General features: G+C 52.7%; 8 protein-coding genes and 1 pseudogene. 1 reads left to right on the top strand and 8 read right to left on the bottom strand.

Annotation, left to right across the window (positions count from 1 at the left end):
* Positions 1 to 20: 20 nt before the first annotated feature.
* From D4L85_RS32520 to D4L85_RS34965, 8 genes and pseudogenes are all read right to left on the bottom strand, one after another.
* Positions 21 to 2,021: a glycoside hydrolase family 97 protein gene (locus D4L85_RS32520; RefSeq protein WP_119758271.1), complete on the bottom strand. Its 2,001-nt coding sequence runs from the start codon at positions 2,019 to 2,021 to the stop codon at positions 21 to 23.
* A gap of 220 nt (positions 2,022 to 2,241) precedes the next feature.
* Positions 2,242 to 3,798, bottom strand: coding sequence for a DUF6377 domain-containing protein (locus tag D4L85_RS32525; RefSeq protein WP_228450703.1), 1,557 nt, complete (start codon positions 3,796 to 3,798; stop codon positions 2,242 to 2,244).
* A gap of 103 nt (positions 3,799 to 3,901) precedes the next feature.
* Positions 3,902 to 4,591, bottom strand: coding sequence for an NUDIX hydrolase (locus D4L85_RS32530; RefSeq protein ID WP_119758272.1), 690 nt, complete (start codon positions 4,589 to 4,591; stop codon positions 3,902 to 3,904).
* Positions 4,592 to 4,627: 36 nt separating this feature from the next.
* Positions 4,628 to 6,316, bottom strand: coding sequence for a sodium:solute symporter family transporter (locus D4L85_RS32535; protein WP_119758273.1), 1,689 nt, complete (start codon positions 6,314 to 6,316; stop codon positions 4,628 to 4,630).
* Positions 6,317 to 6,368: 52 nt separating this feature from the next.
* Positions 6,369 to 7,859, bottom strand: a complete 1,491-nt coding sequence (araA, locus tag D4L85_RS32540; protein WP_119758274.1) for an L-arabinose isomerase — start codon at positions 7,857 to 7,859, stop codon at positions 6,369 to 6,371.
* A 46-nt stretch (positions 7,860 to 7,905) separates the two neighbouring features.
* On the bottom strand, positions 7,906 to 8,607 hold the full coding sequence (locus D4L85_RS32545; RefSeq protein WP_119758275.1) for an L-ribulose-5-phosphate 4-epimerase: 702 nt from the start codon (positions 8,605 to 8,607) through the stop codon (positions 7,906 to 7,908).
* 27 nt (positions 8,608 to 8,634) lie between these two features.
* Positions 8,635 to 10,329, bottom strand: a complete 1,695-nt coding sequence (locus tag D4L85_RS32550) for a ribulokinase (protein WP_119758276.1) — start codon at positions 10,327 to 10,329, stop codon at positions 8,635 to 8,637.
* A gap of 147 nt (positions 10,330 to 10,476) precedes the next feature.
* Positions 10,477 to 11,135 (bottom strand): annotated as a pseudogene (locus tag D4L85_RS34965) (HAD family hydrolase).
* A 531-nt stretch (positions 11,136 to 11,666) separates the two neighbouring features.
* Between D4L85_RS34965 and D4L85_RS32565 the strand changes: the two are divergent.
* Positions 11,667 to 12,053: a hypothetical protein gene (locus D4L85_RS32565; protein ID WP_119758278.1), complete on the top strand. Its 387-nt coding sequence runs from the start codon at positions 11,667 to 11,669 to the stop codon at positions 12,051 to 12,053.
* Positions 12,054 to 12,062: the final 9 nt, after the last annotated feature.

Below are 12,062 nucleotides of genomic sequence, written 5' to 3' on the forward strand. Positions count from 1 at the left end.
TCGTGCAAGTCATGTTATCATCAATTCTTCTCCTGGAAGCGAATGGCCGTACCACCGCCCGGGGCCAGGATTAGGGTGAGCGTTGACGCGGCATCCACCTCCTTTTGGAAAATGTCGATGGGAAGCGGGTTTGAGGTCATGTCCGCATCTTTGCCATCCTGGTAGATCGTGGCGACGTATTTCTGCTCGGGTTTGAGGAAATCCAGTTTCACTTCCAGCGTTCGTTTGTCTTCGTTGGTAATGCTGCCCAGGTACCAATCGCTGCTGTTGCGGTCCTTGCGCACTGTGGTCACGTATTTGCCGATCTCGGCGTTCAACACGCGGGTCTCCTCCCAGTCCGTGGACACATCTTCGATAAATTTCAAAGCGGGTTTGCCTTCATAGTTGGCCGGCAGGTCGGCGGCCATTTGCATGGGGCTGTAGATCACGACATACAAGGCAAGTTGTTTGGCGAGCGTGGTGTGCACACGGTGGGAGCCGTCATTCTTGAAGGTGATGTCGAAGATACCGGGCGTGTAATCCAACGGCCCGCCTAGACAACGCGTAAAAGGGAGTATCGTCGTGTGCGAGGGCGGATTGCCTGTACTCCACGCCTCGTATTCCGTGCCCCGCGCGCCTTCGCGGGTCATCATGTTCGGATAGGTCCGGCGAAGGCCGGTGTCTTTGATGGGTTCGTGAACATCCAGCATGATGTGATACTGGGCGGCCAGCGTCATCACCTTGTGATAGTGACGCACCATGAATTGGCTTTGATGACGTTCACCCGATGGCGTGCGGTTCACATAGCCCGTCTTCACCCGGTGGATGTCATACGTCTGGCAAAGTTTGAACGCATCTTCCAACTGGCGCTCATAGTTGGCCACGTTGCCCCCGGTTTCGTGGTGCGCAATGAGGCCGATGTTTTTCTCTTTGGCATAACGGCTCACCTCCTCCAGGTCATAGTCCGCATAGGGCTTGGTAAAGTTGAAATTGCCCGACTTGGTCCAGTCGCCTTCCCAGCCCTCGTTCCAACCTTCCGCCAGGGAAGCCGAGAGATGATGCGCGGCGGCAAAGTCAATGAGCGCCTTCATGTTTGCCGTAGTGGCTCCGTGGTGAGGTCCTCCCTCCCAGGTCTGCGTTTTCAGGTGCATGCCCCACCAGATCCCGTTGTACTTGCCGGGTTTTATCCACGAAACATCGCCGATGACGTTGGGTTCGTTCAGGTTTAGGATGAGGTAGGACGTGGCGAGGTCGCCGGGTTTGTCGGCCAATTGCACGGTGCGCCACGGCGTTTGCAGGGGCGCCGTCGCCTCCACGCGGTTGCCATTGGCCCACGGCACGAGGTCGCATTTCAGGGTGAGGTTGCCTTTGTTCAGCAACGTCATCGAAGCGTAATCCACCAGGGCGGCTTCGTGAATGCTCACATACAGGTCTTTGCCCGCCATGGTCAGCGGCGTGTGCACGGCCTCCTTCAGCTCGCTCACCTTGTTGTTTTTGAACAGGTACTCGCTGTCCATGTCGTCGCCAATGGCCGGGATCCACCAGGCCGACAAGTCGTCGTGGAGGGCGAACTCGGTGAGTTCATCCAGGATGACAAAGCTTTTCAGGTTGGGTTGCTCGGGGATCACGTAGCGAAAACCAAGACCGTCGTTGAAGACCCGGAAGACGATGTCGAGTTTGCGTTTGAGTCCTGTGGTTTCTTCCAGCGAAAGGGTCAGGCTGTTGTATTGGTTTCGGATGGTCTTCACCTCACCCCAAGCCTGCGTCCAGGTCTCGTCGAACGAACCGGTTTTGGCGGAAACGATCTTGAAATCCTTGTTCAAGGCGGGCAGGTCTTTGAGCACAAACCCCAGGGCAGAGGGTTTTATGATCGCAACTTTATGGCGGAAGACGCTATAGAACGGGACGCCATGCTTCAATTCGAATTGAACCGTTAACTGGCCGTTGGGGGAAGCGACCTCCACCGGGCGGTCTTTGCTGTGGCCGGTCAGGGCCAGCAAGGCGAACAAAAAGATCAGTAATACGACGTAGAATGCCTTCATGGGTTGAGCGTTAGGGTTTGTGCAACGAGCGAAAAAATGACTCCCGCTATCGTTTGCGTCAGCTCAACAAAGCACGCGTCCGGAAAAGGATGGATGAATTATTCCACTAAAAATGTAAATAAAAGTGGATGCTATAAATCGCTACAAAATTGAATATCAATCGTTTGCAAAAAACTTCGTGCGATCAAAATATAAACCTATGTGAGTGTTTTGGAGGGCGCTAAACCGTTTGGATCTCCATGATCTTCTGCTCAAACTTCTCGTTGGGCACGATCGACTTGCTCTTGACCCGGGCTTTGTAGTTGTAGATGGTATTTATGGAGTAGTCGAGGATCTTCGCAATTTTTTCGGTGTCGTGGATGCCCATGCGGATCAGGGCAAAGATCCGCAACTCCGTGTTCATCAACTGCCCTTCTTTCAACACGATCCTGTCCTCCTCTTTAAAATAGGAGTTGAACACCGTTATAAAATCCGGGAACAGCTTTAGAAAAACTTTGTCGAAACTGAAGTACAGCTCCTCCCGCTCCTTCTTCACGTTGATATTGTTGACAATGAACTTGATGTCTTCCAGCTTTTTGGTGATCAACTTCATTTCCACGGCCTTTTTAAACGCCTCGATCTTGCCCAGGTATTCCGAGTTGATATTAAAATAATAGCCGATGTACTCCTCCTTGATGGTATTAGCTTCCAGCAGCGCCTTTTCCGTCCGCTTCAATTTTTCCAGCTGCTTGTAAATCACCACCGCGAAAACAATCACCAGGATGGCCAGCACGGTCAAGGCCGTGGAGTAGATCAGCCAACGCCGGCGTTGCTCGTCTACGTTGTGAACCTTGGCCGCCGCGATCACGGGCAAGATAGAACCCACCTGCACTTTGCGCTGGCGGGCGCCATAAAAAATGGCGTCGTCCATGGCTTGCTGAATGAACGTGTAGGCATTCATCAGGTCTCCCCGGTTGTAGAGTTGCTCGGCCAGGCTCGACATGGCTGCCGTTTCTTTTGTGGCCGATATGATGTCGGCAATGGCGGCCTGTGCCAACAGGTGGATAGCCTGGTCGGGTTCGTTGCGGGAAATGTAGAAGTAACTGAGCGTGGAGGCCGTTACGGCCAGTTGGTGTGGGGTGAGCTTGTACTCGTTCAACAACTGATTCAGGTTGGCCAGTGCCTCGCGGGTATTTTCGTTCTTCAGGTTTTTCAACCCGCTCAAATACACAAAATTGTAATCCGTGGGACGGCACAAGGCCTTGGCCGAATCAACATACTTGTTTCCCAGCGCGGTATAGCGCTGCGTGTAGTACCCGTCGCGGTCGAAGTCTCCCAAATCATAATACGTCCGGGCTAGGATGGCGTAATAGTCCACCCGGATGCTGTCGGGCAACCCTTGCACCCGCATCCGGCTCAGGGTGTCGATGGTTTCCTTGAACATGCCCGACGAAAGCAGGATAAATCCCAACTTGACCCGGGCATAGGAGATCCGCACGGGATCATTCATTTTGTAGGCGAGCCGTTGCAGCTTCTGGATGTTGATGAAGGCCGAGTCGTAAATGAAGGCCTTATATTCTTCGGAAATTTCCTGCAGCAGGTGAAACCGGGTCTCATCATCCCGGGTTGGGGTGCGGTTTAATTGTTGGTGGAGTTCTTCCAGGCGGGTCAGTTTGGTTTTGGTGTACTCCTCCTTCCGGTCGATCGTCTTGTTCAGCCGGGTCAACAGGCTGTCGGAAGGGGCCGCCATCGCTACCGTTGTCAACAGCATCCACCCCATGAGAAACCACACTTTCATAAACGGAAAACTTTACCAATCTAAAATATAACAAAAAATTGCACGACGGTATAACCCGGCAGGGAGGACTTTTAAAATTGCCCCGCGAGAAGCGAGGGTGAGGCTACACGAATTTTACGCCTTCACGGTGGAGCTTGCGGTACTTGCTCTTGTCGAACACATAGTAGAACGCTCCTTTTTTGGATGACACTTTTTCTTTTTCGTCCAGCTTGTTCAGGATGCTGAGCGAAAGGATCTTCTTGGTGAAGTTGCGTTTGTCCAGTTTGCTTTCGTAGATGGCTTCGTAGAGATTTTGCAATTGGGGCAGGGTGAACTTCTCGGGCAACAATTCAAAACCGATGGGGTGATTGGCGACCTTGGACTGCAACCGGTCCTTTGCCGTGGCCACCATTTCTTTGTGATCGAACACCAGGGTCGGGATCTTATCTAACGGAAACCACCGTGCCTCGTGTTCGTTCTGCAACTGCTCATTGTAGTCGGCAATGTTGATGAGGGCAAAGTAGGCGATGGAGATGACGCGCCCTGCCGTGTCGCGGTTCACCTCGCTGAAGCAATAGAGCTGCTCCATGTAGATGTTCTCGATACCGGTGAGCTGCCGCAACACCCGGGTGGCGGCTTCGTCCGTGCTCTCGTCCTGATTCACAAAGCCGCCCATCAGCGACCACTTGCCTTTTTCAGGCTGAAGGCTCCGCTTGATCAACAAAGCCTTTAGGGCCTCGCCGTCGAAGCCAAAGATGATGCAGTCTACGGCGACCAGTATTCTATCGTTGCTCTTGTACTTTCCAATATCCATTCGCCAAAATTTGAATAGGCACTAATATCCTGAATATTACCAAAACTTGACGTACAATGCCATCAATATTAAAATGGTGACCAGGATCAGGACTTGGGTGGACGTTTTCACCTTGAACATCTCCCAGTCGATGGCAAAGGCTTTCGGGTTCACCTTCGGGCCGGCAAGGCTCATGAGGATCATCACGATCATGGTAAAGAGAAATGACAGTCCCATGGCAATCAGGAAGGGGATCTCAAAGCCTCCGCGGCCGTTCGGATAGGCGGTATAAAACAGGGTCTCGTTGCCCAACACCTGGGGCGCAAACTGGTTGAAGAACACCGACAACAGGAATCCCGTGATCACACCGGCCACCGCCGCGGCACCCGTTGTGCGTTTCCAAAACATGCCCAGGATGAACATGGCAAACACCCCCGGGCTAATGAACCCGGTATATTTCTGGATGAAGGTGAACCCCCCTTCCCCGCCAATGCCCAGCAGGTCTTTCCAGGTAAAGATCAGCGCCAGCAACATGGCGCCCAGCACCGTGAGCCGCCCAACCCAAACCATACCCTGCTCGTTGGCATCCGTGCGGATGTATTTCTTATAGATGTCGAGCGTGAAAATGGTGGAAATGCTATTGAGCTTTCCGGCCAGCGACGCTACGATCGCCGCCGTGAGGGCCGCGATGGACAACCCTTTCAAGCCACTGGGAAGAAAACCGAGGATGGCCGAATAGGCTCCGTCTTTGCTCCCGCCTTCCAGTTGGGGAAGGTGGCCGTTCTTATACAACACAAACGCGGCGATGCCTGGCAACATCACAATGACCGGCATCATCAGTTTGAGAAGACCCGCGAAAAGAATCCCCGTGCGCGCCGTCTGGAGGTCGGCTCCCAATGCGCGTTGTGTGATGTATTGATTGCATCCCCAGTAGTTCAAGTTCACGATCCACTGCCCCGCAAAATACATAGCAATACCCGGCAACACGAGATACTTGTTGATGTACTCCTGTGAGGCATCGGGGCCTGGCTTGGACAGGATCATATGAAAATGATCCGGAGCCTCTTTCATCAATACTTTAAAACCTTCTATCGCGCTGGATCCCACGCCAAATTTTTCACTCACCATTACCAGGGCGAGATAGATCGTGGCCAACCCGCCAATAATGAGCACCCCCACCTGGATCACATCGGTATAGCCGATCACCTTCATGCCGCCGAGCGTGATCACCAACGCAAAAATCGCCAGCCCGATCATCAGCATGTGCAACGACTCGCCGCCCACCAAACCGTTGATGGCCACCGCGCCGAGGTACAAAATAGACGTGAGGTTGACAAAGACATACAAGAACAACCAGAACACCGCCATGATCAGCGCCACCGTTTCGTTGTAGCGCGTCTTCAAAAACTGCGGCATGGTGTAGATCTTATTTTTCAGGTAGATCGGGATGAACCACACGGCAATAATGATCAACGCGATCGCGGCAATCCATTCATACGCCGCCACGGCAATGCCCACAAAATATCCCTCACCGCTCATGCCGATGAATTGTTCCGCCGAAATGTTGGAAGCGATCAACGACGCGCCGATGGCCCACCACGTGAGCGAGCCTTCGGCCAGGAAAAAGTCCTTGGTGTCGGTGACGGCTTTCTTCTTTCGCTGGTATACCCAATACCCATACCCGGCAACGATCAAAAAGTAGATGACAAAAACAAGATAGTCTTCAAATACGAGTGCTTTGTTCATGCGGTCGGGAATTAGGGTGATGGTTTGGGATGATCAACTGGGGATTTTGATTTTAGCGGTAATACACTTCGTTCCAGCGAAGCATATTTTTGAAATCGTACAGGTTTGTATTTTTTCCGATCAGCACAAACTCGATGCCCGCCATCTCGGCAAAGTCCTGGAGATGTTCCGATGTCAGGTTTTGGCTGTAGCAGGTATGGTGGGCGCCGCCGGCCAGGATCCAGGCCGCACAACCGGTTGGCATATCCGGGAAGGGTTTCCACAACACGCGGGCCACGGGAAGTTTTGGCAAGTCATGGGGCGGCTTCACGGCCTCCACATCGTTGACGAGCAACCTGAACCGATTGCCCATGTCGATGATCGACGCATTGAGTGCAGCACCCGGTGCACTGTTGAACACGAGGCGAACCGGGTCGGCCTTGCCACCGATGCCCAGTGGATGAATCTCGCACGAAGGCTTTCCGTCGGCGATCGACTCGCAGATCTCCAGCATGTGGGCGCCCAGCACCAGTTGCTGTGCGGGATCAAAATGATAGGTATAGTCTTCCATAAAGGAGTTGCCGCCTTTCAAGCCGGTGGCCATCACTTTCATGGCACGCACGAGGGCAGCCGTTTTCCAGTCGCCTTCCGCGCCAAAGCCATAGCCTTCGGCCATGAGGCGTTGCATCGCGATGCCCGGCAATTGCACGAGGCCATGCAGGTCTTCAAAGGTGTCGGTGAATCCTTTGAAATCACCTTGTTTCAGGAACGCACGCAACCCGCATTCGATCCGGGCGGCATCGCGCAGGGAGGCATGTTTGCCGCCTGCTTTTTGCAACGTATCGGCCAGTGTATATTTCGAAGCATATTCGTCCAGCAGGGCATTGATCTCGCCTTCCGGAACGGCGTTGATCACGCTCACCAGGTCGCCAATGCCATAACCATTCACGGCATAACCGAATTTGATCTCCGCCTCTACTTTATCGCCATCCGTCACGGCCACTTGGCGCATGTTGTCACCAAAACGGCAAAACTTGGCACCCTGCAGATCATGCCATCCGCACGCGGCGCGCATCCACACGTTCAGCTTTTGCTGCACGCCTTTGTCTTCCCAGTGGCCCACTACCACCTTGCGTTCCAGGCGCATCCGCGACATGATGAAGCCAAACTCGCGGTCGCCGTGGGCGCTTTGGTTCAGGTTCATGAAGTCCATATCGATCGTGCCCCAGGGAATGTCGCGGTTGAATTGCGTGTGCAGGTGCAGCAAAGGCTTGTTCAGTATTTTCAAACCACCGATCCACATTTTGGCCGGCGAGAACGTATGCATCCAGGCTACGATGCCGATGCAGTTTGGGGCGGCATTGGCTTCCTGGCAAAGTCTGTAAATTTCTTCCGATGATTTCAATACGGGTTTGAAAACAACTTTCACGGGAATGTCTTTTGCCGCATCCAACGCTTTGGCTATTTGCTGGGAATGCTCCGCTACTTTTTTCAGCGTTTCTTCGCCATATAAATGCTGGCTGCCGGTAACAAACCAGGCTTCAAATGTCTTCAGGTCCTTCATGACGGGCGGTTTATTTTCTATTGTTTGAATTTTAAATTGAATGGTATCAGGACTGACCGTAGTAGGAGTCGGGTCCGTGTTTGCGTTCGAAATGTTTTCTAATGAGCGAATCCTTGAGCCGGGGTGCCTTTGGATTGATCTGTTCTGTGTAAAGGGCCATTTGAGCGATGGATTCCAATACGGCACTGTTGTAGACGGCCTTTTCGGGCGTTTTTCCCCAGGTGAACGGCGCGTGGTTACCCACCAGCATCATTTCAATTTCTTCATAACTCAGCTTGCGCTCGTTCAGGCATTTCATGATCTGATAACCCGTTTCGAATTCATAGTCTCCTTTGATCATGTCGTCGGCCATCGGTGGTGCACAGGGAATATCCACCGTGTTGTGATCGGCGTGGGTGGTGCCAAAGATGGGGATGTCGCGCTGCGCCTGGGCCCAGGCCGTGGCATACGTGGAGTGCGTGTGCACAATGCCCCCGATGTTTTCCCAATGTTTGTACAACACAGCGTGTGTTTTTGTATCCGACGAAGGTCGAAGTTTTCCTTCCACGGTCTTCCCATTAAAATCGACGATCACCATACTCTCCGGTCGCAGATCTTCATAGGGCACACCGCTGGGCTTGATAGCAAAAACACCCAACGCCCGGTCTACCGCACTCACATTTCCAAACGTAAAGATCACCAGTCCCAGCTTGGGCAGCTGCAGGTTGGCCCGGTAGGCCGATTCTTTTATGTGGTCGTATTGACTCATGCTTTAAAAAACTAAATTTTAACGGATCTATTTTTTGTATTCTACCGCTAATGGAAGCTCTTTGTTTTCCAATACGGCACCCAGATCCAGATACTGTTGATAGCGCTTGGCGTATAATGCTGCCGCTGTTGCATTCGGTTTATACTCCTGGTCAAACCCTTGCCCCATGGCGTGCATGGCATCTTCCACTTTGGGATACAGCCCGGCAGCCGTGGCAGCAAACATGGCGGCTCCGGCAGCGCAGGTTTGCTCCGACCGGTGGATGCGCAACGGCATGTTCATCACGTCGGCCATGACTTGCATAATATAGGGTGATCGCCTGGCGACACCTCCTAAACCAATGAGACCTCTTACGGGTACATGCTCATCATTGAAGCGATCCACAATTGCCTTGGCTCCAAAACATGTCGCCTCCACCCAAGCCCGGAAAAGCCGGGGTGCGTCCGTGCCCAGGTTCAGGCCGGTCATGGCGCCTTTCAGCAATTGGTTGGCATCGGGTGTTCGCCGGCCGTTCAGCCAATCGACACCCAGCTCACCGGTTTCATCCAACGGCAAGGCTAGGGCCTGGCGTGAAAGCTCGGGGATGATCTTGCCGGAGAGCTCTTCGCTAAGCTTGTCGGCGAGCTCGGGAGAGATCAACGACGATGACTTCAACAAGGCTTCCAAGGGCCAGAGCAATAGATCTTTAAACCATGCATAGGTGTCACCGAATGCGGATTGTCCAGCTTCCAATCCCATCATGCCGGGAATAATGGAACCGCTCACCTGTCCGCAAATGCCGCGCACGAGTTTGTCTTCCATGTCCTGCAGAGGAACAACCATCATGTCGCAGGTCGATGTGCCCATCACTTTGCTGAGGTGGTAGGGTTCTATTTGTCCACCGACCGCACCCATGTGGCAATCGAAAGCGCCAACGCTCACCACGATGTCCGCATTCAAACCGAGACGTATGGCCCATTCTGCGCTGAGCCTTCCTGCAGGCTTGTCGGCTGTATAGGTTTCTTTAAAGAGACGATCGGTAAATCCTTTCAACAAGGGATCGAGGGAAGAGAAAAATACATCCGGGGGAAGTCCGTTGTATTCGGCTGACCATAGCGCTTTGTGCCCTGCGGAGCAAACGCCGCGCTTCAAGGCGTGGACGTTGTTGCCGCCCGTGAGCAGGAAGGGAATCCAGTCGCAATGCTCCACCCAGGAATAGAGGGCGCCTCTCACCGCGGTGTCGGCACGCAACACGTGAAGAAGTTTTGCCCAAAACCATTCGGAAGAATAGATGCCGCCCACGAACTGGAGATAGTTCACATCGAAGCCCAGAGCATGTTGGTTGATCTCGGCGGCTTCTTTAACGCTGGTGTGGTCTTTCCACAACACGAACATGGCGTTGGGATTGTTTTCAAACCCCGGTGTCAGCGCCAGCGGTGTTCCAATTTTGTTTACCGCCACAGGTGTCGAACCGGTGGTGTCCACCGCGATGGCCTTGACGTTGGCCCGCACCGTGGGACCGGCCTGTTGCAGACACGCTTTGACGGTGGCCTCCAGTCCTTCTATATAATCTTGCGGGTGCTGACGGAATTGGTTTCGCGAGGGATCGCAGAAAAGTCCATCGCGCCAGCGAGGGTATGCATACACAGAGGAGGCCATCTCTTCGCCTGTCCGTGCGTCGGCGATCATGGCGCGAACCGAGTCCGTTCCATAATCCAGCCCAATAACATATGCCTGGTTCATTGTCATTCAATCGTTTGAATGACGAAAGATACACTAATTTTATAAGTGTAAAACAAACAATTAATAAAAAAATGAAAAGGAATGGGCTTTTGCCGGTCCCTACCCGCTTCCTAACAACCGGCAAAAAGGGCCGGAAATAACTGGACGTTACGGGTTTAGGTCGGTCAGTCGCGGGTCGGTATAGTCCTTAATGACGAGCAGCACGTTGGGATATTGTTTAAAATCCTCCCCCTCGTGGATGGTGGTGATGGCCACGGCTTTCATGCCGGCATTCAGAGCAGCCTCCACACCTTTTGGAGCATCTTCGAACACGACACAATTTTCGGGTGCCACGCCTAACTGCCGCGCTACCTTTAAGAAGACCTCGGGATCCGGCTTGCTTTTTTGCACGTCGGCTGCGCTTACGATCGCTCCAAAAATTTGACGGATCTTCAGATTGTCCAACGCGAAGTCAACATTGACCGGCGGCGCCGCCGAACCGATGCCCATTTGATGTTGTTCTTTTGCGCGCGCTCCAGAAATTGAGGTAGGCCTTGGATCAATTTAAGATGCGGCTTATAGACGGTTTGATATTCACGTTCTTTCTCCACGGTGATGGCCTCCACTTGTTCCGGTGTGAAGTGCCCCACACCAAAAATGCGACCGAGAAATTCGGGATTTGTACCGTACATCTGCAGCTTTACTTGCTCCCGGCTAAGTTGGGCACCGAGTTGGTTCACTACGCTGTGCCAGACGTCGAGGTGGAAATGCATGTCGTCAATCATAGTGCCGTTGAGATCGAAGAGGATGGCCTGGGGAATTTTCATGCGGCAAAATTATCATTTTTCACCGCAAAGAAAGACCCTCCTTCACTAAAGCTTCGGCGGGCAAGCGCTAGTCAGCGCAAAGGGTTTCGGAATGAGGTTGGCACATTTTTTTGATACTTCATTTTGTTGAAAGGTGAAAACAATGATGCAACTATGCTAACCATGAGGTTTAATCGGATGGACAAACCGGGCGAAGTACCGGTGCCGGGGAAAGAGCCGGAAATAAAACCGGGAAAAGAGCCCGAACCGAACGTATGGCCCCGCAAGGAGCCGGAGATAAAACCGGAACACGAGCCTTTGACAACACCTCCGCCGGCTCCGAACGAAATACCGAAGCGTCCGGATGTATGAACGCGTGTTGTCGAAATTCCTCACAAGACAACAGTTTGTGAAATACTCGCTCACGCACAATGCAAGCGTGGCGGATTTTTTATCCTATACACTCGTTCGCGGACCTTCCAGTATACTTTTCTGCTGGCATGATTTTACTGTGATGTTTAGAAAAACAACTTCATCAAAAACAAACACGTCATGAAAAAGATAATGTTAATCGCCGCCGGTGCTTTGCTGTTTAGCATCACGGCCACCTATGCGCAGAACGACACAACCGGCACAAAGCGGAACGCCACGCCTCCGGCCGCTTCACCCCAACCCAGCCCAACGCAGCAGCCGCAACCAGCAGCCACGCCACAGCCAGGACAGAACTATCAGAAGGATATGACCCCGATCAAACCTGCAGACATTCCATCGGGCATGCGGCAAACCTTGCAAGATCCGCAATACAAAGGCTGGGAGAATTCCCCGATCTATAAAAGCAATTCCAACGATGGCTACATACTCCAAATGAATACAGGGGGACAACCACAGTCTTATCATTTTGATTCCGAAGGAAAACTTGTTCCAAATCCAAAACCATAACACAACGTT

Origin of the sequence: Chryseolinea soli, from assembly GCF_003589925.1 — a bacterium.
In the GTDB taxonomy this organism is placed as follows: domain Bacteria; phylum Bacteroidota; class Bacteroidia; order Cytophagales; family Cyclobacteriaceae; genus Chryseolinea; species Chryseolinea soli.